Source organism: Rhodanobacter sp. MP1X3 (assembly GCF_014207165.1).
In the GTDB taxonomy this organism is placed as follows: domain Bacteria; phylum Pseudomonadota; class Gammaproteobacteria; order Xanthomonadales; family Rhodanobacteraceae; genus Rhodanobacter.
In genome coordinates this window covers 239,789-263,628 of record NZ_JACHCO010000004.1, presented here as the reverse complement: position 1 = coordinate 263,628, position 23,840 = coordinate 239,789, and the positions used below count along the sequence as shown (strand labels likewise).

At 58.8% G+C, this 23,840-nt stretch carries 21 protein-coding genes and 1 riboswitch; of the genes, 6 read left to right on the top strand and 15 right to left on the bottom strand.

Going from position 1 to position 23,840, the window contains the following annotated elements; all coding sequences use genetic code 11:
- Window positions 1-74: 74 nt before the first annotated feature.
- A riboswitch (cobalamin riboswitch) is annotated at window positions 75-276 on the top strand.
- Window positions 277-420: 144 nt separating this feature from the next.
- Complete coding sequence (locus HDE79_RS12695) at window positions 421-1,503, bottom strand: hypothetical protein (RefSeq protein WP_184602342.1); 1,083 nt, start codon at window positions 1,501-1,503, stop codon at window positions 421-423.
- A gap of 423 nt (window positions 1,504-1,926) precedes the next feature.
- On the opposite strand from HDE79_RS12695, the gene HDE79_RS12690 reads away from it, so the two are divergent.
- Window positions 1,927-3,762: an aspartyl protease family protein gene (locus HDE79_RS12690; RefSeq protein ID WP_255488402.1), complete on the top strand. Its 1,836-nt coding sequence runs from the start codon at window positions 1,927-1,929 to the stop codon at window positions 3,760-3,762.
- Window positions 3,763-3,982: 220 nt separating this feature from the next.
- Here HDE79_RS12690 and HDE79_RS12685 read toward each other — a convergent pair whose 3' ends face one another.
- Genes HDE79_RS12685 through HDE79_RS12670 form a run of 4 tightly spaced genes read right to left on the bottom strand, consistent with a single transcriptional unit; the run spans window position 3,983 to window position 6,437 of the window.
- Complete coding sequence (locus HDE79_RS12685; RefSeq protein ID WP_221440146.1) at window positions 3,983-5,329, bottom strand: MFS transporter; 1,347 nt, start codon at window positions 5,327-5,329, stop codon at window positions 3,983-3,985.
- Window positions 5,269-5,574: a 4Fe-4S dicluster domain-containing protein gene (locus tag HDE79_RS12680; protein ID WP_184602341.1), complete on the bottom strand. Its 306-nt coding sequence runs from the start codon at window positions 5,572-5,574 to the stop codon at window positions 5,269-5,271. The genes HDE79_RS12685 and HDE79_RS12680 overlap by 61 nt, the downstream gene beginning before the upstream one ends.
- A complete protein-coding gene (locus tag HDE79_RS12675; protein ID WP_184602340.1) occupies window positions 5,571-5,876 on the bottom strand; it encodes a hypothetical protein in 306 nt (101 codons plus the stop codon). Before HDE79_RS12675 ends, HDE79_RS12680 begins: the two co-directional genes overlap by 4 nt.
- 12 nt (window positions 5,877-5,888) lie before the next feature.
- Entirely contained in the window at window positions 5,889-6,437 is a 549-nt protein-coding gene (locus HDE79_RS12670) for a sigma-70 family RNA polymerase sigma factor (protein ID WP_184602339.1), read from the bottom strand.
- A 706-nt stretch (window positions 6,438-7,143) separates the two neighbouring features.
- On the opposite strand from HDE79_RS12670, the gene HDE79_RS12665 reads away from it, so the two are divergent.
- Window positions 7,144-7,527 (top strand): HU family DNA-binding protein, encoded by a 384-nt coding sequence (locus HDE79_RS12665; protein ID WP_184602338.1) that lies wholly within the window; start codon window positions 7,144-7,146, stop codon window positions 7,525-7,527.
- 183 nt (window positions 7,528-7,710) lie between these two features.
- Here the strand turns inward: HDE79_RS12665 and fetB are convergent, their stop codons facing one another.
- From fetB to HDE79_RS12640, 5 genes are all read right to left on the bottom strand, one after another.
- The gene (gene fetB, locus HDE79_RS12660) at window positions 7,711-8,502 is read right to left on the bottom strand and encodes an iron export ABC transporter permease subunit FetB (protein ID WP_184602337.1); all 792 of its coding nucleotides are present in this window, start codon (window positions 8,500-8,502) and stop codon (window positions 7,711-7,713) included.
- On the bottom strand, window positions 8,499-9,047 hold the full coding sequence (locus HDE79_RS12655) for an ATP-binding cassette domain-containing protein (protein ID WP_221440145.1): 549 nt from the start codon (window positions 9,045-9,047) through the stop codon (window positions 8,499-8,501). Before HDE79_RS12655 ends, fetB begins: the two co-directional genes overlap by 4 nt.
- A 476-nt stretch (window positions 9,048-9,523) precedes the next feature.
- Complete coding sequence (locus tag HDE79_RS12650; RefSeq protein WP_255488401.1) at window positions 9,524-12,649, bottom strand: CusA/CzcA family heavy metal efflux RND transporter; 3,126 nt, start codon at window positions 12,647-12,649, stop codon at window positions 9,524-9,526.
- Window positions 12,646-13,854, bottom strand: coding sequence for an efflux RND transporter periplasmic adaptor subunit (locus HDE79_RS12645; protein ID WP_255488400.1), 1,209 nt, complete (start codon window positions 13,852-13,854; stop codon window positions 12,646-12,648). Before HDE79_RS12645 ends, HDE79_RS12650 begins: the two co-directional genes overlap by 4 nt.
- A complete protein-coding gene (locus tag HDE79_RS12640) occupies window positions 13,844-15,373 on the bottom strand; it encodes an efflux transporter outer membrane subunit (protein ID WP_184602335.1) in 1,530 nt (509 codons plus the stop codon). Before HDE79_RS12640 ends, HDE79_RS12645 begins: the two co-directional genes overlap by 11 nt.
- Before the next feature lie 433 nt (window positions 15,374-15,806).
- Here HDE79_RS12640 and HDE79_RS12635 point away from each other — a divergent pair, with 433 nt between their 5' ends.
- A complete protein-coding gene (locus HDE79_RS12635) occupies window positions 15,807-16,031 on the top strand; it encodes a hypothetical protein (RefSeq protein ID WP_184602334.1) in 225 nt (74 codons plus the stop codon).
- A gap of 36 nt (window positions 16,032-16,067) precedes the next feature.
- Here the strand turns inward: HDE79_RS12635 and HDE79_RS12630 are convergent, their stop codons facing one another.
- Window positions 16,068-16,391: a hypothetical protein gene (locus tag HDE79_RS12630; RefSeq protein ID WP_184602333.1), complete on the bottom strand. Its 324-nt coding sequence runs from the start codon at window positions 16,389-16,391 to the stop codon at window positions 16,068-16,070.
- A gap of 169 nt (window positions 16,392-16,560) precedes the next feature.
- Here HDE79_RS12630 and HDE79_RS12625 point away from each other — a divergent pair, with 169 nt between their 5' ends.
- Window positions 16,561-16,998, top strand: a complete 438-nt coding sequence (locus HDE79_RS12625) for a response regulator (protein ID WP_184602332.1) — start codon at window positions 16,561-16,563, stop codon at window positions 16,996-16,998.
- A 133-nt stretch (window positions 16,999-17,131) separates the two neighbouring features.
- Here HDE79_RS12625 and HDE79_RS12620 read toward each other — a convergent pair whose 3' ends face one another.
- Complete coding sequence (locus HDE79_RS12620; RefSeq protein WP_184602331.1) at window positions 17,132-17,605, bottom strand: hypothetical protein; 474 nt, start codon at window positions 17,603-17,605, stop codon at window positions 17,132-17,134.
- A 121-nt stretch (window positions 17,606-17,726) separates the two neighbouring features.
- On the opposite strand from HDE79_RS12620, the gene HDE79_RS12615 reads away from it, so the two are divergent.
- Window positions 17,727-19,199, top strand: a complete 1,473-nt coding sequence (locus tag HDE79_RS12615) for an ATP-binding protein (RefSeq protein WP_184602330.1) — start codon at window positions 17,727-17,729, stop codon at window positions 19,197-19,199.
- Between the two features lies 1 nt (window position 19,200).
- Window positions 19,201-19,887 carry a response regulator gene (locus HDE79_RS12610; RefSeq protein ID WP_184602329.1) on the top strand — a complete coding sequence of 229 codons (687 nt, stop codon included), beginning with the start codon at window positions 19,201-19,203 and terminating at the stop codon, window positions 19,885-19,887.
- 505 nt (window positions 19,888-20,392) lie between these two features.
- On the opposite strand, the gene HDE79_RS22155 is transcribed toward HDE79_RS12610, so the two are convergent.
- From HDE79_RS22155 to HDE79_RS12590, 3 genes are all read right to left on the bottom strand, one after another.
- Entirely contained in the window at window positions 20,393-20,857 is a 465-nt protein-coding gene (locus HDE79_RS22155; protein WP_184602327.1) for a glycine zipper 2TM domain-containing protein, read from the bottom strand.
- A 114-nt stretch (window positions 20,858-20,971) separates the two neighbouring features.
- Window positions 20,972-22,183, bottom strand: a complete 1,212-nt coding sequence (locus HDE79_RS12595; protein ID WP_184602326.1) for a cation:proton antiporter — start codon at window positions 22,181-22,183, stop codon at window positions 20,972-20,974.
- A gap of 80 nt (window positions 22,184-22,263) precedes the next feature.
- Window positions 22,264-23,742, bottom strand: coding sequence for an MFS transporter (locus HDE79_RS12590; RefSeq protein ID WP_184602325.1), 1,479 nt, complete (start codon window positions 23,740-23,742; stop codon window positions 22,264-22,266).
- Window positions 23,743-23,840: the final 98 nt, after the last annotated feature.

The window sequence follows — 23,840 nt, the reverse complement described above, 5'->3', positions numbered from 1 at the left end:
GCATAGCCACCGACTGTATCAATCCAGCGGCGGTCGTGGTTTGCGCTACGCAACATAGTCGAAGATGCACCGCGCTAGACTGCCTGGCCTATAGGTGTCCTGCCACCGCCATTCCAGTGCGCAGGGTGAAACGGGAAGACGGTGCGGATGAATTCATCCCAAGCCGGCACTGCCCCCGCAACGGTTGGCGAGAAAACCCGACTCAGAATTACTGCGATGTTCGCGGGAAGGTGTCGGGGTAGCCCACTCTGACCCCTTATATTTGTTGGCCGGTCAATACCAGCAGTCGATCAGGTACAACTGGTATCGGCTACCGACTTCGCTGGAATCCGCAAGAAGGGCAGGCCTTAAAAGCGCCGAGGAAGAATTTCCCTCAGCGCCCGTGCTCGGTCTACTTCAACTATCAGTAATCGCGCGTTCTCAGTTCGATTCGGTAAATTGAATGGAGGGATTCGTCGCTGCCGTGGTGCCCTTGGCAGCCGTTCCAGCCTTGGCGGTACATTTACCCAGCGTCAGATTGTTGGTTTCTCCAGTGGTGCCTCCATTGGCCGGGCCAGCGCACTTTGGTGCAGTCGTCGTGCCGTCAGCCACTTGAATGTTCACCGTGAGCGATGATCCCTTATTGAATGAAAGGCCTGAGCCACCACCGTTACCAACGACATTGAACTCCGATTGTTTCCAAATGGACCCGATGCTGACTGTGCGGCCACTCTGGCTCACCGACTTGGCGGTGGTACCGTAGGTAAAGATCACTGTGTCGTTGCCCTTCGTCGAAGCAGACCCTGAGAGCTTTACGTTACCAAGATTTGCCAATGCAACGTTGGCTGTATTTACAGCAGCGCTATCTTCGTAGCAGGCATCTTGTGGGTCATAACTACCCCATCCGTTCGGACATCCAATGGAAGAGTAATCATCATCGGAAAGAAATATCCAATTCTGGATATAAGCTTGTGGCGGAGTACCGGATACGTCCTCGCCCGTCGTTCCGTAGATGAATTGCTCCCAAGTCGAACAACTGGAGTAGCCGTACGTCGCGTTGCAAGCGGACGAGGACCCGATAGTGGTATTAAGCTGCAGCGTGTAATTACCCTTCGCCGTGACGCCCTTCACGCTGGGAAAGCTTCCTGTTGCTGAGTTCGTCAGGCTAGAAGTTGTAGCGTTATAGTCATCGCCATCACCGACAGTATCCGCCGCTACCGGGGCGCTCTCAGCCTGGATGTGTTTAGCCGGTTTAGCGAACCGCGGCGGTAATACCACTCGATGCGCCGCTACCGGAACGCAGGCCTCCTTCTCCCAAATTATGCTCGGATACGTGGTGTGAAAACACCCTTCTGTAGGCGGCGGAGTCTGTTTAAGAGACTTGTGCCAAGTATCCAAGGCTTCTTTTTGCGCTTGAGCCGCCACATCATTCGTTTCCTGCGCCACGACAGAAGACGAGACACCGACAGCACCCAATAAACCAAGGATCGCTGTAGCAAGAATCATGCGACGCATATGGAACATTATTCTTTCCGAGTGCATTTTATCTCTCCGATAGGTAGGTTATCCCGCTTTCCGAAAACAGCTTCTCCTCTAACGGGATTTTTTGGTTTTTTCCAATAGACAGCGCATTGAAAAGAAGTAATCTTTGTATGCCCTACATCTTTGTATTGACTGTCTCTTGGGTATGCCCTGATTTATTGAATTCGAAACAGACGTGTATACGGCTTTGTGGAACTTCGTTGACGCCTTTTTCCTTCGGTAGATGTCGACTTCTTTGGCGTCCTCTTTAAAGACGTCAAAGCGTGAGAAAAACCTACCTAGAAAAATTCCTATCAATAAATTTTGAATCGGAAAAGAAAGGTGAGAGCCAGCGACGCCCACCCGCCACCGCCAAATCATTCCTTGAGCGTCTTCAGAGTTTTCGCCATCATGCTTGGAGTGCCGATGCAAACCGGCGCTCGACTGCCAGGCCTGCATTCTGCGGCCATGACATACAAGGGGGCGATAGTGATAAGGATATTGCGTTTGGGCTGCCTGGGCATCAGTGCCTTGCTCGCAAGCCAGGCTTGGGCTGACAGCTGCCAGTTGAAGGATTACGGCACGTTGCCGGTGGAAATGGTCGGCGGCCAAGCCACGACCATGGTCAAGATCAATGGGAACGATACCCGCTTCACCCTCGATACTGGCGCTTTCTTCAACACCATGTCACGTGCGAACGCGTTGTCGCTGGGACTCAAGCTGCGACCTGCGCCATTTGGTTTTCGCATCAGCGGTATTGGGGGCTCTGCGGGTGTCCAGTTCACTCAGGTCAAGGACTTTGGCATCCTCGGTACGACGCTACACAATATTGGTTTCATCGTTGGAGGCACCGATACGGGCCATGGATTGCTCGGCGCCAACTTGCTCGATTTGGTCGATCTGGAAATCGATCTGGCACATGGCAAATTGACTCTGTTCAATGTGGAGCACTGCGATAAGCACTCGCTGGCCTATTGGTCCAAGGATGGTAATTACAACGTCGCCGATATCGTGTCGGCGCGCAACCAGGACAACCGGCAAACTTTTCTCAACGTGACGATAAACGGCAAGCAGGTGCGGGCGCTGCTCGATTCGGGGGCGTATGCCACTGTGCTCAGCCGTCGCGCCGCCGAGCGGGTGGGTATCGACCTTGATGCGCCAGATGTCAGTGCTGGCAGTAGCAGCATCGGTATTGGCACCAGGTCGGTCAAGACATGGACTGTACGCATTGATTCGTTTTCGGTCGGCACGGAAACCATCCAGCACAGCCAGATGCAGGTCATTGACGGAAGCATGGGCGACGGCGAAACCGACATGCTGCTCGGTGTGGATTTTCTCCTCGCCCATCACATGTTCATCGCCAACAGCCAGAGGAAAGCCTATTTCACCTACAACGGCGGGCGCGTGTTTACCCTGGCCAAAGCGCCAAGCGACAGCGATAAACCCGACGCCGACACTGCTGCGGACACCAACAGCGCGGAGCCCAAGACTGCGCCTGATTACGCTCTGCGTGGCGAAGCGCACTTGTCGCGCGGCGAACCGAAGGCTGCGATAGCCGATCTGGACGAGGCGATCCGCATGGCGCCCGATCAAGCTGCTTACTATGTTGCCCGTGCGCGGGCTCGTGCGGCGGACAAACAGTCCGATGCGGCGCTCGCCGACCTGGACAAGTCCTTGAGCCTGGATCCGAAGAACGTCGATGCATTGCTGATGCGCGCCGAACTGCGCTTCGTGCACAAGAACCGTACGGGTGCGACAGTCGATGTGACGGCCGCAGGCGCCTTGGCGCCTGCGGGATCAGCACAGGCGCGCTCGATTGCCCGCCTATACGTCCAACTCGATCAACCCGCTGCGGCGCTGCCTATGCTCGACGATTGGATTCGCTTGCATATCGATGACGCCATGCTCGGCTCAGCACTCAACGAGCGCTGCTGGGCGCGTGGCCTGACCAATCAGATGCTCGATGATGCTTTGAGCGATTGCCACAAGGCGATCAAGCGCGATGGTGAAAAGCCGGCTTACCTCGACAGTCTCGGCATGGTGCAGCTACGGCTGGGACATTATCCCGAATCGATCAAGGCCTACGAGCAGGCCGTCGCGCAAAGCCCGCAATCTGCGTGGTCGCGCTATGGTCTAGGCCTGGCAAAAATTCGCAGTGGCCAGATCGACGCGGGCAATGCCGATCTGGTCGCTGCCCGCGCGCTTAATCCGGAAATCGAGGCGCGTGCCACCAAATATGGCTTGACTGCGGTGGGGCCATAGGTCGCATGGGAAATATTCCTGCGATGCCAAGTTAGAACGGGCCTTAGATCAGTGACGGGGTCATCCCAGTACATAGCGAGTACTAGAGCGCGGTTTGATGGATGCGTTTCGGCAAGTGTGGTCTCTCTATATGTTTCGATCCACGTTTTCACGGACCAACCCTATCGTCGGATTCACGTGGCCATGCGAAGGCACACTCAAAAAAATAACGTTGGACATTTCAAGATCCTGATTTGTCGGCGGGCGGTTCGGCGATCAAGCCGGTAGCCCTTTGCGGCGATAGCCGATTTCCTAGGCCGCGCTGAAGTTGCCAAAGCAATACGAACGCAGCCAGCGACGTGCCGATGACGACGTAGCCGATCGTGTCGAAATGTTGGAGCTTGCCATCGGCGCCGAGCGTGACGATGTGACCTGCGACAACGGAGGCCAGTCCCCCCGATAGTTGCTGCACAGAAGCACCGATGGCATTGAATGAGCCGCGTTGTGTATTCGCTGGCATCGCGGACATAAGCGCCTGAAACGGAATCATGCGTGAAAAGATCCCGACGAACATGACGGCATTGATCACGATGAGCATGGGCAAAGAGATCACTTTGAGGTGCGTATAAACCAGCACCATGACGATCGACAACGCTGTGCCGAGCGTGAACACCCGGAACTTGCCAAACGCATCGGCGGCTTTTCCGATCAGGGGGCCGAAGAAGATGGTGCACAAGCCGGTGACCAGATAGACCATTGGAAGGCTATGCAGGTTGATACCCAGATTATTTACAACATAGGCGCTGCCAAATGGCATCAACATGAATCCGCCAGTCGTCACAAGCGCCGTCGTCGCGAAGGCGGCCAGGTAGCGCGGCTGGTTCACCGTATGAAGCAGATGCATCCATGGGCTGTGCTCCTGGGGCAAGCCCAGGTGTTCTGCTACGGGTTGCATGCGCCAGCTCACGATTAGGCCACCGAGTACGCCAAGCGCAGCCATCGCCAGGAACGGCACGTGCCAATTCCATCGATTGGATAAATACAGGCCGATCGGAATACCCAGCACCTGACTAGCGGCGAAAGCGGTCTGGATCAAACCCATCACGCGACCGCGTAATTGCAGCGGAAATAGGTCGGTGGCAATGGCGAGTACGACCGAACCGATGACGCCACCGAACAAGCCCGTCACGATTCGCGCCAGCAGCAGCGCATGGAAGGTTTGGGCGAGCCCGCACCAGAGCGTGCCCGCGATGAAGCCGATATAGAAGAAAAGCAGGATCTTCTTGCGGTCGAACCGGTCGGCAAAGCCAGCCGTCAACAAGCCTGACAAGCCAGCACTGAATGCGTACGCCGACACGACCAACCCGAACTGTTTGGGGCCGATGGCGAGCGCAGGCATGATCACCGCGCCCAGTGGGGACATCAGCATGAAATCGAGGATGACGGCAAACTGCAGGAACGCCAGTATCCCGACGACAAATTTCTGATAGCGGGAGAATTTCAGTGGCGAGGATGTGGCTGCAATGTTCATGTGTTTGTTCGAAGCCGGGTCAGGGTAATGGCATCTTCGGGACACGCGCTGACGCATAGGCCACAGGCTCTGCAGGCATCGGCGTTCAGCGCGTACGCGACGTTCATGCCGTGCACGCGAAGTTTGAATTTGTGCAGCGTACCGAGGCTTCGATAGTCTTCGTCGTCGATCCGTCGAATTTCAAAAACATTCTCGGGGCACACCCGAACGCAATCTGCCTTTCCCTCGCATTTCTTCAGGTTGACGATCGGAGCAAATACGCCCGGTTCCTGCCTGCAGGTCGCCGTCTCTTTCGCGCTCATTCCCGGTTGTCCCGGCTTCGGCCGTGCCGCATGTTTTGACGAAACTGCTCCCTCTCTTCCGTCGTCATGGCTTGCCATTTTTCCCAGCGTTGTCCGCGCCGTCCACCGCGTCCATGGAAGCCGCCAAACAGAATGCGGCTGAGGATCAGCAGCCCTAATGCATGCAGATAGTCGACCGGGCGACTATCTGCAAACACAGCCGGAATAACGGCGTTCCATAGCAGCATGACCAACCAGCCAAGCACAGCTATAGCCGCCAAGATGAGTACCGCCTTGCCCAGGAATCTGAATTTAAACGTCATGTCTGTCTCCTTCTAAATTTCAAGTTCGTCGTATACGGTTTGCAAACGTGCCCGCAGATGCAGCACCGCATAGCGCTTGCGTGCGAGCAACGTATTGAGAGTTACGCCGGTTCGAGCCGAGATTTCCTTGAAGCTGTTTCCTTCAAATTCGTGCGCAACAAAAACTTCCCTCTGGTTCTCAGGCAGCTCATCGAGAGCCTTCTGCAAAGCCTTCAGCAGAGTGGATCTCGCATATTCCGCTTCAGGGCCCGCTTCGGGCGAGGGAAGGGCGAGGTCCAGTCGCAGCTCGCTGTCGTCGTCGAGCTCGCTCGTTTCGCTGATCGCCAGTACCTTCTTTTTCCGAAAATGGTCGACAATGCGATTGCGCGCTACGCGAAACAGCCACGCGCTGACATGCTCGATCGGCTCAGGAAGACGGTACGCTTCGACGAACTCGTAAAAGACGTCTTGCAAGATATCTTCCGTTTCTGCCTGATCGCGTACGCGACCCCGGATAAAATTGCCGAGCCTCAGGCGTTCACGCATGACAGTTGCAGCAATAGCGCTGTCTTTGTCTGTCATTGGGTTCGTGGCGTCGGTGGGAACATACGTCTGAAGACGTTTCAGAGTCAGAAATATTGTGGCTCACCACGATATATTGGTGATACCACGCGGTACAGCCGAGTTGCGGCGAGCTTTTTCATCAGCTCAGTCCCGCCAAGCGGATGCTGCAGGGCCAGGTTCCGGGATCTGGGGAAAGAGTTCCGGCTTGGCTAGAGAGATCATGCCGGACGTTCGATCAGCCGCACGTTGAGCATCCATAGAAGCGAAGAAAATCACGTGATGGCGTGCCGAGTGTGGTTTCGTCGGCTCTAGACTGCGGCGGCGGCCAATGGATCAGTGGCCTTGCCTGAGAACAAGCTAACGCGCTGATGTCTGTTGAATAGAGCTACGGTCTTCTTCGGCGCCATGCGCATAAATCATTGAAAAATATCATTTATATGGCTCATGTTGTTGTGCCGTAATTTATCGGAAGGCCGGTCACATTGACCGGTCTTCTGTACTTATTGATGGCGTGCCCGGGCCCGATATTTTGCTAAGCGGATAGACAAGGTGGATATCCCAGGCACCTGTGCCATACACCAGAGGCAAGTGCATACCTTGCCAGTGCGAGCCTGAAAAATTCTGCGGCGAGCAATATCAGTTTGGAAATCGATCAAAGTTGTCCTACATTGCGTTAGCCGCAAAAAAGGTGGCTCATCGAAACGCCGAACCTAAAGGAAATGACATGGCAACAGCTAAAAAGGCCGCACCCGCAAAAGCAGCCGTCAAAGGCAAGTCGGCATCCGTCGCTCACAAGCCCATCAAGGATGCTTTGAACAAAACGACGCTCGTCGCGCATATCGTTGAAGCGAGCGGTGTGATTGCGAAGGATGTGCGCGCGGTATTGGCTGCACTCGAGGGTGCGGTTGCAGGCTCCGTCCATAAGAAGGGTGTTGGCTCATTCACGTTACCTGGCCTGCTGAAGATTTCGGCTATCCAGGTTCCCGCGAAGGCCAAGCGTAAAGGTATTAACCCTTTTACCAAGGAAGAACAGTGGTTTGCCGCCAAGCCGGCATCGGTCAAGGTCAAAGTGCGTCCGCTGAAAAAACTGAAGGATGCGGCAGCCTAAGAGATTACGTTGCCAGATTATGTGGATAGATCTGGCTACTTCGCCGCAGGGTTGCGTGTACGTGGCCGCCTTAGCCACGTACACGCATAGGCGAATGAGTGTTGACCTGCATCACAAAGCGAGCAGAGCGATCAGCCGGCGATGGCACGCGATTCTCCACGACGCCATCAGTGGCCAGTTGCTTCAGCGAAGCTGATCCAGCCGCAGGCGCTGGCGCCCGTCGGTCAGACGCCATGCGGCGGAATATGCGACCGCCACGGCGACCAGGCCGCTGGCACCTGACAATAGAAACATCAGCAGGATCTGGTATTTGACGGCTTCAATCGGATCGAGCCCCGCCAGGATCTGGCCGGTCATGATGCCGGGTAGGGTGATGACGCCGGCGGCCGACATCTGGTTGATGATCGGCACCATGCCCCGGCGAATCGAGCCACGTATCAGGGTAGCCATGGCGGACCAGTAGGGGTGGCCGAGCATCAGGCGTGCTTCGATGCCTGGCTGCGCTGCTTCCACGCCGCTAAGCACGCCATCCAGTGCAATGCTTCCGGCGTTCAACACGCTGCCCAGAATGATGCCGACGAGCGGAATGGTGTAATGCGGGTCGAACCACGGGTCGGGCCGTATGGCTGTAATCAATGCAAAAACGCTGGCCAGCGTTGTGGCCCCCGCCACGCTCACCAGACCAATCAGATAGTTCTGTCCGTGGACGAGTGACCGATCCGGCCGCGCTGCCACTTCGCGCGCGGCGACCAGAACCATGATCATCACGATGAGACCGGTTGCTGCCGGGTTGTTGAGGGCAAAGACAAATTTCAGCACGTAACCGATCATGACGAGCTGCACGACCATGCGAGTGGCCGCTATCGCGATCTGCTTGTGTAAACCCAGACGAAGAAAGATCGATAGTGCAATGTCGACGATGACCAGTGATGCGGCAATCGACAAATCCGTCGGATGTAGCAGGATGGTTTTCATGCGGGCAGTACCTTGCCATCCTTGATATGCATGGTCTGGTTTCCCAGCCGCTCGGCTTGGGCAGGATCATGTGTTACCAGGATCAGCACGAGGCCACGTTCCAGCTCGCTGGCGAGAAGCGATTCCACGGCGGCCACGCTTTCCTGATCCAGCGAACTGGTGGGCTCGTCAAGGAGTAGTACCGCGGGCTTTGCTACCAAGGCCCGGATGAGAGCAAGCCGCTGCCGTTCGCCGGTCGATAGCCGCAGAACCTGCCGGCTGAAAATGTCTTCGGGCAATCGCAACTGACGAGCTAGCTCTGTCGCGGTGGTTTTGTTCTTTTCTTCAAAATGCTCAGCCACCGTTGGCGCCCACCATCCCGCCTGCGCAGGCACCAGCGTCACCTTTCGACGCCACTGCGGCGCAGGCATGGTCGTGCGATCCTCATCGCCAAGCAAGACCTTGCCCTCGGCGGCATCCATGTCCGCCACCATGCGCAGAAAAACGCTTTTCCCCGATCCCGATGCCCCAGTGACCGTCAGGCATGTTCCCCGATCAATCGACATGCTGAAAGGCCCTGCCCAGGTATTGCGCAGTGCGTCTATTCGGAGATTTACGGCCTGAGTGGCGTGATCCATAACGTGGCTGCTCGCATCCGGTATCTAGGGCGTGTCATCACTTACCAAGGGGCCCGCGCCGGGAGCTGTTTGCGTGCAGGCCAAGGAAGAGCGAAGAAGTGTACGTCCGTACACGCCTGAGCGATGACGCCGGCCTGTGGGCAAACAGACCCGGCCCGAAGGGTTGTTTCGCTGTGGCCGCCATGCGGCAGTGCGCGGCTTGGCCTGACCGCCAGTCAGGCGCTGCGCCCCGCCCCGCCACCTGACAGCCACAACGAAACAACGCGAGCCACTTGGTAAGTGATGACACGCCCTAGCGTGGCGATTTATTCGTCCACGCTAGAGAACCATGACAGCCCTTACAAGAAGCTTCGTTAAAGCCTGGCGAATCACATGACTTCGAACATATAGCTGAAGAAAACACCTCAAACTTCCAGCCGATCATCCTTCCGTGCCACGAGCGCATACAACGCCGGCATCAAAAAGATGCTGATCAACAGTCGCGTGAACAAACCGCTGACAATCACCAAGGCAAACGGCCGTTGCGTATCCGTACCGACACCGGTGGCAAGCGCCGCGGGCAACAGTCCCAGTGCCGCCACCAGCGCGGTCATCATGATCGGGCGCAAGCGCAGGATGGCGCCCTGGCGGATGGCCTCGGTGACGTCGACACCGCCGCGTCTGAGTTCATTGACGTAGGAGATATAAACGACGGCCGTTTGCACGGAGACTCCGAACAGGGCGAGGAAGCCGATGCCGGATGACACGGAGAATGGTGTGCCGGTGAGCCAAAGAGCCACGATGCCGCCGACCGGCGCCGACAGCAGCACACCGGCCACGGTGATGAAGGGGAATTTGAAATTGCTGTAGAGGGTGAACAGCAGCAGGAAGATCAAGCCCAGGGTTAGCGGCAGGATGATGTTGAGCTGGGCACGCGACGCAGTGTATTCCGAGTATTCGCCACCCCAGTCAAGGCGATAGCCCTGCGGCAGGGTAATGGTCTTGTTGACCTGCCCGATGGCATCCTCCACAGCGCCGGCCAGATCGCGACCTTCCACCGAGAACTGCACGCCGATGTAGCGTGAGTTGTCCTGACGGTAGATAAAAGATGCGCCATTGGTGACCTTGATGTCGGCGAATTCCTTCAGCGGAATCTGCTGGCCGCCCGGTGTGGCGACCAGGATATTGCCGATCTCTTCGGGGTTGTCGCGATACTTCTGTTCAAGGCGCACAACGAGATCGAACTGCTTTTCCTGCTGCACGACCTGGGTGGCCACGTCGCCGCCGATCGCAGTGGTGATCAGGCCGTTGATGTCGGATACATTCAAGCCGTAACGGGCGATCGCGGCGCGGTTGATCTTGATGGTGAGGCTGGGTTGTCCCAGCTCCTGCACCAGGGTCACGTCGCGGATGCCACGGACTTTTTCCAGTACCTGCTTGATCGCCTTGCCTTTCTGCTGCAGGATGTTGAGATCGGCACCAAAGACTTTCACCGCGAGTGCGCTCTTCAGTCCGGTCTCGGCTTCGTCCACCGCATCCTCGGCCGGCTGGGTGTAATTGAAGTTGATGCCGGGGAACGCCTCGAGCTTGTGGTTGATCGCGGCAATCAATTCAGGTTTGGTGCGGTAGCTGCCGCTCCACTGTGAGTACGGCTTGAGGCCGACGTAAAACTCGACGTTGAAGAAGCCGGTCGAATCGGTGCCGTCATCAGGCCGGCCCAACTCCGAAGCAACCGTGGTGACCTCGGGGAAGGTTCGCAGGATGTCGCGTATCTTCGGTGTAATCCTGGCTGATTCGTCGAACGAGATGGTGTACGGCATGGTGGCGCGCACCCACAGCGCGCCTTCGTCCAGCTGCGGCATGAACTCGGCACCGATGCGCGGGATCAGCAGCAGCGAGCCCAGCAGGATGACGGTGGAGGCCAGCGTGGTCGCCCACGGATAGGCGAGACACAGATCGAGGCCTTTGACGTAAACCGACTTGATCGCCTCGAACACCACGTTACGCCGCTCGCGCACGCCTTTGCGCATGAACCACGCGCACAGCACCGGCAGCAGGGTCAGGGTGACGATCAGCGAACCGACCAGGGCGAAGATCATCGTATCCGCCATCGGCTTGAACAGCGTGCCTGACGGCCCTGACAGCACGTAGATCGGCAGGAAGCTGACCATGATCACCGCAACGGCGTAGAACAGCGGGCGATCCACCTCTGCGGCTGCATCGCGGATGATTGCCCTGACGCTGAGTGGCGTGCCTTTGCGCTCGGCGATCTGACGGAAGATGTTTTCCACCATCACCACCGCACCATCGACCAGGATGCCAAAGTCGATGGCACCGATCGACAGCAGGTTGGCCGATGCACCCTGGACGTCCAGGCAGATGAAGGCAAACAACAAGGCCAGTGGAATCGTGACGGCAACGATCAAGCCCGCACGGAAATCGTAGAGGAAAAAGATCAGCACCACGATGACCAGCAGCATGCCGCGCAGCAGGTTGTCTTCGACGATCTTGGTGGTCAGCGCGATCAGGTCGCTGCGGTCGTAGTAGGGCACGACCTTGACGTCCTTGGGCAGCACGCCGTTGTTGAGTTCGTGCGTTTTGGCTTCGACGCGCTTGAGTACGTCCTGGGTTTTCTCGCCGGTGCGCAGCAGGATCACGCCTTCGACGGCGTCGTCCTGTTTCTCGTAGCCAAACTCACCCAGTCGCGGCGCAATGCCGATCGCCACGCGGCCCACGTCCTTCAACAGTATCGGCGTGCCGTCATGCACCGCCAACACCACATTGCTGATGTCCTCCAGCGTGTCCATACGGCCCAGGCCGCGCACGTAATAGAACTGGCCACCCTGCGAATAGAAGCCACCGCCGGCGTTGTCGTTGTTGGATGCCAGCGCCGCTTCGATCTGCACGGCGGACAGGCCGACCGAAGCGATCTTGGCCTGATCGAGCAGTACCTGATATTGCATGGTGCCGCCGCCGAAGCCCGAGTCATCGGCGACGCCGGGAACCGATCGGTACTGCGGTTCGACCGTCCACGCTTCGAGCGTTTTCAGCTCCATCGGCGAGCGGTCGGGGCTTTGCAGCACGTAGCGATAAATCAGTCCCGACGGGGCGGACAGCGGCGATACCGAAGGCGTGACTCCGCTTGGCAGGCTGGGATCGCCCAGCCGGTTGAACACTTCCTGCCGGGCAAAATTATCGTCAGTGCCGTTGTTGAACGTGATGATGACGTCCGACAATCCGTACAGCGAAATCGAGCGTGCGTTGGCGACCTTCGGGATGCCGTTCATCGCGAGCTCGACCGGCACGGTGATCAGTCGCTCCACTTCTTCGGCAGCGTGCCCTGGCCACTGTGTGATGATCTCGACAATGGGCGGCGAGAGGTCGGGATATGCATCCACCGGCAGGCGCTGCAGCGATCTCGCGCCGGCGCCGGTCAGCAGCAGCGTCATCAGAATGATCAGCAGCGGCTGGGCCAGCGAGGAGCCGACCAGCCGGTTCATGATCGACGCCGTGCGCGACGGCGTCTCGTCAGGAGGTAGTTGGTCGCTCATTGGTTTTGCATGAACTGGACGAAGATGCCGCCGTCGACCACGACCTGGTCACCTGCATGCAGACCGTCAGGAATGTTGAACTGATCGCCGGTCCGGTCACCCAGGGTCACCGATCGCCGCGCGAAGCTGCCGTCCTGCTGTGCGACATAGACGAAGGGCAGGTTCTCGTCGTCGCGCAAAATCGCCGATACCGGCACGAGCAATCCGCTGTGTGACTGACGCGAATGAATCCGCACGGTGACGTACATCTGTTTCTTCAGAAAGTCGCCCGGGTCGTCGACCACGACGCGCGCGATCACCGAACGGGTGTCGGGATTCACCAGCGCGGCGATGTTGTCCACGGTGCCTGGAAAGTTTTTACTGCCGATGCCTGTTACCACCTCCGCCGGGTCACCGACGCTGATCGAATCGAGGTCAGATCCGGAGACCTGCGCCATGACCCAGACCCGTGAGAGATTGGCCACGGTGAAACACGGCGTGGTACCAGCCTGCAGCAGCAGGCCTGGCGTGATCAGCTTTTCCGCCACGGTGCCGGCAATCGGGGAACGGATGATGCCCTCGATATGCGAAACCGTGCGGCCCTGCTGGATACCCTTGATCGCGTCTGGATCGATATCCAGTGCAATCAGAGCCTGGAGGGCGGCATCGCGATCAGCTTCGGCGTTGACGGCATCGGTTTGCGCCTGCTCGTTTTCGCGTTGGGCGACGCCTTCATGCTGGCCCAGGTCCTTGTCGGCGTCAGCAAGACGGCGGTCGGTTTTTGCCGTCGCGAGTGCCTTGGCATAGGCGCTGACGGCGGCGGCAAAGTCGGGTGAGTCGACCATGGCCAGCGGCTGGCCTTTCTTGACGCGATCGCCGGGAGAAACCAGCAGCCGGGTTACCGGACCGGAGAAGGGCGCGATCACGCTGGTGGCCTGATCGTTGTCGAAATCGACGGCACCGGTGGTCTCGACCGTCTTGTGAAACGTCGACGGTGCCACGGTGTAGAGCTTGATGTGCTGGCGCTGGTCTGAGGTCATCGTCACGTTGTGTGCGGTGACGGATGCGGGCTGCGCGTTCGTGTCATCGTCCGTTTTGGACGAACACGCGGTGAGCGACACAAGCATTGCGATCATCATGGTGGCAACGGCAACCCGGTGCGGTAGTTCACCGGGACGTTGCGCAGGCGAAGTCCCCGGTATTGCGTGCAACAAATTATTTTTCATTTTTGTCCTGCATTGAATCGTTCTGCATCGAATCCGCATTGGCCAAATCCGCGCGGTTCCACCAGCCGCCGCCCAGCGCCTGAAACAGCGCAGCCGTATCGGTAAAACGGTTGGCCTGCGCCTGCACCAGGTTGATCCGGGCCTGTTGATAGCCCTGTTCCGCGCTCAACAACGAAAGATAGTTGGCGTAGCCGGCCTTCCATTGCCGCTGCGACAGATCCAGGGTGATCTTGGCGGCATCGGCAGCGTGAGCTGCCGCCTTCAGCCCCTCGGCGTCCTGCTCAAGCGCGGTCAGGGTATCGGCAACATTCTGGAACGCGCCCAGCACGGTGCTGCGATATTGTTCGGCTGCTTCGACATAGGCCGCCTTCGCAGCACGCTCCTGGTGCAGCAGGGTGCCACCCTGAAAAATCGGTGCGGTGATCGCCGCGCCAATATTCCAGAAGCCAGTGCCGGACTTGAACACCTGGCCCATCGCCAGTGCCGTGCTGCCGACATTCGCGGTCAGCGCGATATTCGGCAGCCGGTTGGCAGTGGCCACGCCGATCTGGGCGCTGGCGGCATGCATGTTGGCCTCGGCCTGCAGCACGTCGGGACGCTGAGCCACCAGTTGGGAAGGCAGGCTCAGCGGCAAATCCTGTGGCAATTGCAGGCTCGCCAGATCAAAACTTCCGCCCGGTATCTCATTCGGAAAGCGGCCGACCAGGACAGCCAGCAGATCATGCTGCTGGGCCAGTTGCTTGATCAGCGGCGGTAGCGTGGCGGTGACCTGCGCCAGCTGCGATTCCTGTGCGGCGACATCGAGCCGACCGACATATCCCTTGGTCAACTGGTATTGCAGGATCTTCAGCATGTGCGTGTTGATGTCGACCAGCTGATGGGTCGCATCCACCTGCGCTTGCAGCGATGCCTCCTGCACCACGGCGGCCACCACGTTGGTGCTGAGCGTGATCTGCGTCGCGATGGTCTGGAAACGGACAGCCTGTTCCTGCGCCTGCAGGGATTCCACCGTTCGACGATTCAGACCGAAAATATCGGGTGCATACGAAATGCTGAGCTGTGGAGTGAACAAGTCGTACCGATAGGCGTTGTTGCTGGGTACGGGAGCGAGTGAACCCGGTGGGTCCTTTTCGCGCGAGGCTGAAAAGCTTCCCGAGACGCTGGGGTAAAACGCACCGTGTCCAGCCTTGGTCGTTTCACTGGCCACCAGCAGGGCAGCTTGTGCCGCCTTGAGATCGGCGTTGCTTTTGAGTGACTGCTCGATCAGTGCGTTCAGCGGGGTGGAATGAAACAACGTCCACCAGTCGCCGGGAATGTTGGCCCCGTTGGCGAAACGCTGTGCTTCGCCTCCGGTGATGTTCTGACTGCTGACCGTGGTTGAAAGCGGATGATCGGTGTAGCTGGTGACCTTGGGAGTCGCCGGCTTCTTGAAGTCGGGACCCACCGCGCAACCGGCAATCAGCAGACAAGCCAGCGTCGCAGCGAATGACATCGAATGGGCAAGCGGCCAGCTCGCCATTTTGTTCCTGTCCGAACCACTATTCTTCAATTTCTTCGGAATGCCCATAGGCCTCACAGCTAGGTGATACGCGCCAACCGTCAGGCATCGAAGCCACGGTCGAGCTGATGCTCGACACGTTGTCAGTTCGATACATAGTAACAACGGATGCCAAGCCCGCGAGGATAGGCTGTCAAAGGGTTTTGGAGAAGCTTTTGTATGGCTGCAGGTATATGTTTGCCGCCGCTATTGCCGCAATTACTTGCATGGCCGCATGGGGGTTTGTCGTGACGCTAGCCCGCCTGTCTAGCTCGCATGAAAAAGCGTGTGATTCGCGACGTGACAAAGCGCTGGTAAGGCGACCCGATTGAGGTTTTTTGGTCCTAACGATCTCTTGATCTCATTTCTTGACACATTCGCCAGGCAAGCTGGAACGACCTCAAGAGATGTGACGATGAATACGACGACATTTGTAGTGTGTGGTTTTCACCAGGGTCGCAAGTTGAAGCCGCAGCACTTCAATACCGAAACGCTGGCACGCGAGCACGCGCTTTCCATGGGCAAGACGATTGATTGCGTGATGCTGACGACCAGCACAGCCCAGTCTTCAACGCAGCGTGACCATAAGCCCCGCACGCTTTCGCGTGCTGCCTGGGTAGCGGAACTGGCCGAAGCCTAGGCAGGAGTCTGCCATTCCCGAGGAGCTGACTTCTGATTAACGTGGGGAGCCCGTCGCCGGCTTCCAGCCACTGTGCTTGGCGCGATCTGTTGAGGCGGATGTCCGGCACGCGTACAAGCTGGACCAATCCAATTGACTCTGTGCAGTGCCTGCATGACAGGCGATCAATGTGTTCGCGCGCAGCCGATCGTTGTCGAAATACTGAGCCGGATCGTAGTGCGCGCTGCGCAGCGCGGCAGGGTCGGGCGACTGCTGGCAGGCCATGATCGAAAGGATCATGGCAGTAAACAGGATGATTTTTTCAACGGCAGTCAAGAAGGGCTTTCCATAAGGTCGGTGCACCGCGTCATATTGGGCCATCCTCTATGCTGAATGGCAATCAGCAAAACACGCGTTGCATGAAAGCTAAGGCTTTGCGACCTGAACGTCGGCACATTATCTTGTGCTGAGAAGCTCCGTGAGTGAGGCATTGCCATGAAGACCTCGCGAAGTCATCCCAGTCGAGTAAACTGGCTACTCAGGGGAATGAATGCATACCCGCCAGCCGCAGGTGAAGGTAATCATGGGCACCGACAAGGTTGTCCTCATTGTTGATGACGATCACGCCGTATTGGAAACGATGCGGATGTTGCTCGAAGGCAAGGGCGGTTTTCGTGTGCACTGCGCTGTGGGCTCAAGCGGGGCCTCCGGCTTTCTTTCGAAGCAAGAGCAGGTCGATGTCGTCATAGCGGACGTGATTCTCGCCGGTGAAACTACCGGTATCGACATCTGTGAACTCGCCAGACGCCGGCATCCCGAGGTGGGCTTGGTTGTTATCTCCGCCGACCCGAATACCGATCCCGAAGCTGTACCAGAGCGTAGCGTCTATCTGCGCAAGCCCTTCGGTGGCAAGGAACTCATCGAAGCGATTGAGCGTGTGCAGGCTTTTGCCACGCTTGGTTTAACCGAGGCGTTGCCTGATAGCTGATATCGATTCAGCGGTGAATGTTCGCGTTATCGCTGAATATTGCGGCCGGCTCATTAGCTTGAAAAAAACGCCCCATGGGGGCGTTTTTTCTGCAGATTCCAGTCTGGCCAATTCGTCATCGAGTAATCGGTCATTAGCCTTGCGGCGGCGGGGGAGGTGGCGGCATCAGGTGCGGTCCGTACCACGGTCCGCCCGGTGGTGGTGGCGGTGGAAAAGCGGCCGACCAGCGAGCCATGCCCTGATCGCCGATGATGCTCTGCAGGCTGCGGCAGGTTTCCGCTTCAATATCGCGACGCTGCTGATCCAGACGCTGCACTTGCGCGGCCTGGCGCTCGAATACTTGCTGCACCTTGGTCGCCTGTGTGCTGCTGATGCCCAGATCCTTGGCGAATCCGTCGTCACTAGCAGGAACGGGCGGCCGCGGCCGCGGTGGAGGCGGCAAAGGTAACGCACCATTGCCAACACAGCCGGGCGGCGGTGGCGGCAAACCGCCGGCGAACCGTGCAGGCGGGGCTCCGACATCCGGCGGCGACGGTTGAACGGCTTGCGCAACGGCCGTGCCGGCGACGGCCATGGCGATCAAGGTGCAAAGAAATCGGGTTTGCATCGGGATGCTCCTGTGTGGTGCCGGTCGGCCCGGCACACTCCACTATGACCTCCCACTTCGCAGGAATTATGCAGGGAATGCGGACGCGTATTTTCAAGCACCGGGTTATCCTGCATCGCCGATGGATACTCCGACGCCAGCCGCATCCAATGACTCGCCGCGCACGCGTTTGCGTCTGCGCGTGGTGCACAAGCTTTTTCTGCTGCTGGCGTTCACGATTGCGCTGGCGCTGGGTACGCTGGGCAGTATCACCATCCTCAACTTGCGCAGCGGCTTTGTCGCTTACGTCAACACGCTCGATCTCGCGCGGCTCTCGCCGCTAACGCAGGCACTGGACCAGCGGGCGGATGCAAGGCATGGTTTCGATGATTTGCGCGATCGTGAAAAATGGGATGCGCTACTGCACGAGATACTGGATCCGAAACCACCATACGGTGCACCGGATCCATCCAGGAGGTATCCGCGACCGCCGCCTGCGCCGGATCACGACGATGTTCCACCGCCACAGCCAGCGTTGCCTCTGCCCCCGCGCGTGTCGCTGCTCGATGCGCAACATCGCCTGATCGTCGGTGCGCCGTTAGGGCCTGATGCTTTGCAACGGCCGCTGCAGCAAGACGGAATACTGGTTGGCTGGCTTGCGCTGCAGCCGCTCACGCATCCGGTGGAAAGTCGCGATACCGATTTTCTTTCGGTACAGGTGCGCGACATGGCGCTGATCGCCGGGTTGCTTTTGCTGCTGGCGCTAGGTATCGCCTGGATATTCGCGCGCCATCTGCTGGGGCCACTGCGCGATGTGGAGCAGGCGGCCGACCAACTTGCCAACGGCAACTATCACCTGCATCTGGATACCTTGCGGCGCGACGAATTAGGGGATCTGGTCAGGCATATCAATCGGCTCAGTGCCGCACTGCAGTCGCACGAAACGGCGCGTCGGCGCTGGATTGCCGACATCTCGCATGAACTGCGCACGCCGTTGTCGATCGTGCGTGGTGAAGTCGAAGCGATGCAGGACGGCGTGCGCACGGTCGATGCCGGCGGCGTGCTGTCGCTGCATGAGGAAGTGATGCGGCTGGATCGTCTCGTCGATGATCTGCATCAGCTGTCGATGGCCGATCTCGGGACGCTGAGTTATCGCCTGCAACTGATCGATATCGCAGAGCTGTTGCGTGCTGCCATGGTGCGTTTTGCGCCGATGGCGCGCGAGTCGGAACTTGTACTGGAGCAGGATTTGTCGCCAGCGTTTGTGCAGGTCGATGCTGACCGCATGCGCCAGCTGATCGATAACGTCATCGGCAACAGCCTGCGCTATAGCGATCGCGGTGGTCGTGTGCGTATCGGCATGGCAAAGCAAACGCATACGGTAGACATCATTGTCGACGACACACCACCGGACGTTGATGCCGACTCCTTCGCGCGGCTGTTCGAGCCGCTCTATCGCGGCGAAGCTTCGCGCGACCGCAAGCGCGGCGGCAGTGGGCTTGGTCTGGCCATCGCGCAACGTATTGCGCTGGCGCATAACGGCGAGTTGCGCGCGTTGCCATCGCCGCTCGGCGGCCTGCGCATCGTATTGACCCTGCCTCTAGTACAAGGCTGAGATGACAACCACACAGTACATCCTGATTGCCGAGGACGAGCCGAAGATTGCCGCGCTGCTGAGCGAATATCTTCAGGATGCTGGATACCTTGCATCAATCGTCGATGAAGGCGATCGCGTATTGCAGGCCATCGGCGACCAACAACCTGATCTGCTGCTGCTCGACGTGATGCTACCCGGCAAGGATGGGTTGCAGATTCTGCGTGAGTTGCGCAAGGACAATCCGTTGCCGGTAATCATGCTGACCGCGCGCGTGGAGGAAATCGATCGTCTGCTCGGCCTGGAGTTTGGCGCCGATGATTACGTCTGCAAGCCGTTCAGTCCGCGCGAAGTGGTGGCGCGGGTGCGTGCGCTGTTGCGTCGTACGAGCGGGTCGGTACCCATCAATCCATTTGTTGTCGATGAGAGCATGCAGCGCATTCTGGTTGCCGGCAAACCGCTGCCGCTGACCACCACCGAGTACCGCCTGTTGCAGACGCTGGTCGCGCATCCTGGCCGCGTTTATTCGCGCGATCAGCTGCTGGACCTGATGCATGACGAGCTGCGCGACGTCACCGATCGTGTCGTGGATAGTCACATCAGAAATCTCCGCCGCAAGCTCGATGATATCGTGCCGGGCGGCCCGTATATCCATTCGGTGTATGGCGCGGGCTACCGTTTCGAATCCTCGGAAGCGACCTCGCCCTGAAGTCGGTGGCATCGGCTTTACTTGCCCCGAAACGCATATGCGTTGAGCAGACTGGATGAAACCGTGTGGCCCTCGTTTTGAATTGCCGCGATCGGGCTCGGCGTGATGGCTGATGTCGCCGTCAAAGCTCATATAACGTTTCGACGACAGGCATTTCATCTCGCTGCAGGCACGCTTTGCCGGAATTTTTCCAAGCGGATATTGCTGATGACAGAACACATCCAACTGCGTGATCGACCCAGCCGAGCCTTGTGGTGCCGACGGTTTCGATGCACTGATAGCGAGTTGCTCGAAGCGGTACGCGCTATTCACAGCATCGACCCGATCGAGATAGGCCTCTACCTTTCAACGCGTCGTGCGCTGGAAGCGTTCAGGGTTACGAAGGCCGCCTGAAGTCGCCGTGGTTCGATGTGCAGATGGAAAAACTCTCAAGGTGCAACCAAAAAAAACGCCCCGGTCGGGGCGTTTTCTTTTCAATAATATTTACTTAAGAGAAAGTCTCGCCTCAGCGAATGCGCGTGATATTTCCACTCTGGTCGAGCTGCACGAGATCACCCTGGCGAATAGCGCTGGCGTCCTTGACCTGAACATTGGCGTAGCTGCCGTTACCCATGCGCAGGCGCACCAGCCAGCTCTCGCTGCTACCGCCCTTGCCGATGGCGTTGCCGGCGAAGCCGCCACCCACCGCACCGCCGACCGTGGCGATCTTGCGGCCGTTGCCTTTGCCGATCTGATTGCCCAGTACGCCGCCGGCCACCGCGCCGATGATGGCGCCGGCCACGCCGTGGTTACTACCCTGGGTGATGTTTTGCTCCACGCTTTGCACTGTGCCGCACTGGTCGCAGCGCAGATAGATGCCGTCCTGGCGGACCAGCACGCCACTGCCGTCCGGACTGGCACTCGCCACACCGGCGCTGCCGAGTGTCAAAGCTGTAGCAAGGGACAGGGCAAACAAGGGTTTAATGTTCATGAGTATTCCCGAATTGGAGAGGGCACTTTCTTGCCGCTTGGTCATTCTAATCAGCTCAGCTGAATCGCCGGTCAATTCGTATCAGGTTTCTTCAGAGCTGCGAATCACTCCATTTTACGGAAGAATTTTTGAATCGATTTCCTGCAATTCGCTGTCGCTACCAGCCCGTTTGAGCAACCACGCCAGCACTGGCGGAGTGACCATTGCGGTGAGCAGCGACATCGCCACGATGATGGCGTACATGCGATTGCTGAAAACGCCGGCGGCCAAGCCGAGGCTGGCGATAACCACGCCCACTTCGCCGCGCGGCACCATGCCGAAACCGATGATCGTGGCGCTGCGCTTGCCCAGCGACAGTGAACCCAGCCAGCCACCGGCCAGCTTGGAAACGATGGCGATCACGGTGATTACTGCGAGCATGATCAGCGCATCGGCACTGGCCAGTTCGTGCAGGTCGATCTTGCTGCCAGTCACCACGAAGAAGAACGGTGTCAGCAGCGCGAGCAGCGGCATCATCTGCTTTTCCAGCGTGTGCCGCTGCTGGGTTTCCGAGGCGATCATGCCGGCCAGGAAGGCGCCGATGATGGCAGCCAGTCCGAACAGCGTGGATAGGTAGGCCAGCCCCAGACACATCGCCAGCACGATCATCAACGGCGAATGCGGATCGCGCGGTTTCTCCAGCCAGTCGGAATTCCAGCGCATCACTCGCGTGCCACCCCAACCGATCAGCGCGATAAAGCCGATCGCACCCGCCAGCACCACCAGCAGGTGCACGGGGTCGAAACCGCCGCCGCCCTGCAGCGACACCACGACGCCGAGCAGCAGCATGGCGAGGATGTCATCGATCACCGCAGCACCCAGAATCACCTTGCTCTCGATCCGCTGCAGCGCATGCAGCTCCTGCAGCACCCGTGCCGTAATACCGGCTGACGTCGCGACAAACGCCGCTGCGACGAACAGCGATTTGTCCCAGCTGAAGCCGCTACCGTGTGCCCACAGACTACCCATGCCGAACGGTATGACGACGCCGAGCACGCCGACCAGAAAGGCGACCTTGCCGACTTTTTTCAGATCTTCCAGTCGCGTTTCCAGACCGACGGAAAACAGCAGCAGCACCACGCCGATCTCGGCCAGTACATCCAGCGGTGTACCAATGGCGATCTGGTCGGGCGTGATCAGGCCGAGCAATGACGGACCAACGACGCAACCGGCAGCGATCTCACCGACGACGCCAGGCAGCTTTAGTCGCTGCGCAATTTCACCGCCAAGCTGCGCAGCGATAAACACAACAAAGAGGGTGAACAGGATGTCGCTGGCATGCTGCATGCGGCGCGCTCAGGCTGTCGTTGGAGATAGCATCCTACATGCATGCGCAGGCGGCTGGCATGCGGTGGCGCGCATGTTGGTCAATGCGCGGTGGCGGTACCGGACAAGGGACGATTTTCTGGCAGTCGGCTGAAAATGCGGCTGGCGATGGCGGTGATGCCACCTAGCAAGACCACGGTCCAGCGGAACGCGACGATGTACTGTTCGTGCGCGTGACCCTGCAGCAGTGCTTCCATCAACAAGGTGGCTAGTGCAATGCCAAAACTCATCGCCAGATACTGCGCGGTCGAGGCCATCGACGAGGCCATCGAGGCGTGCTTGATGTCGATATCGTTGTAGATCAGCGTGTTCATTGCGGTGTACTGCATGCCGGTGCAGCTGCCATAGGCGAACACCAGCAGGGCGGTCGCCCACATCGGTGTGGTCGGGCCTAGCAGGGCAAACATTGCCATCAGCACCGAGGCGATCAGCGTATTGCCCAGTAGCAGGCGGCGATAGCCAAAGTGGATCAGCGTGCGGTTGATCGCCCACTTGGCGCTGATCGAGCCCAGCGCCTGCGGCACCATCATCAGTCCGGCCATTAGCGGCGACCAGCCGCAGCCTACCTGCAGAAACAGCACCAGCAGCAGAAACATGCCGGAGATGCCGAGTCGGGTGAACAGGCCGCCGGCCAACGCCACCCAAACGCTGCGCACGCGCAGCAGGGTGAGATCGGCGACTGGATATTCCGTGCGGCGGCTATGCCAGACGTAGGTCGCGCCTAGCAGCAACGCCAGCAATGTGCACAAACCAATGTGGCTCCAAGGCACCGGCGTGCTGCCAGCCAGTTCAGAGGCGGTGAGCAGCAGTGCCGAGGCAGCCACAAACATCAGGAAGCCTGAGAGATCGAAGCGGTTCGCATGATCGAGCCGGTAGTCCGGCATGTCGCGCCGGTTCATCCATACGCCGGCAATCGCCACCGGCACATTGATTAGAAAAATCAGCCGCCACGAGGTGAACTCCACCAGCGCGCCGCCCAGTAGCGGCCCGAGTACCGAGCCGAGCAGGCCAAAGGTCGCCACGGTGCTCATGGCGCGGACGAATTCGCGCTTTTCGATGCTGCGGACAAGGACGTAGCGGCCTACCGGCATCAGCGAGGCACCGCCGACGCCTTGCAGCACGCGCGCGGCGACCAGTTCGGGCAGCGTCTGCGCCAGGCCGCACAGCAGCGAGCCGGCGCCAAACACGACGATGGCGAGACCGAATACCCGGCGCGTGCCCAACCTGTCGCACAGCCATGGGCTGGCCGGGATCAGAATCGCCAACGTCAGCACGTAACTGGTCAGCGCGGTGCGCATCCCAAGTGGCGTGACGTCAAGTGCCGAAGCCATGGCTGGCACCGCGGTGTTGACCACGGTGGAATCCAGCGACTGCATGAAGAAGGCGGCAGCCACCAGCCAGAGCAGGCCGCGGTAACGTTCTCGTGAGGAGATTTCCGCCACCACCTCTGAAACCGTGGCGGGCGCGGCAACAGTGGCGACGGCGGCGCGTGACTCTGCGGCGGTGGCATCGGCTGACATAAGCCGCTCATGATACCTGCTGTGACAGCTTGATCCGCGTGAAAGATGTTTTAGGAGTCAGGCCGGCTTTATCTACGGGTGGAAGCTCGGGCGCTATC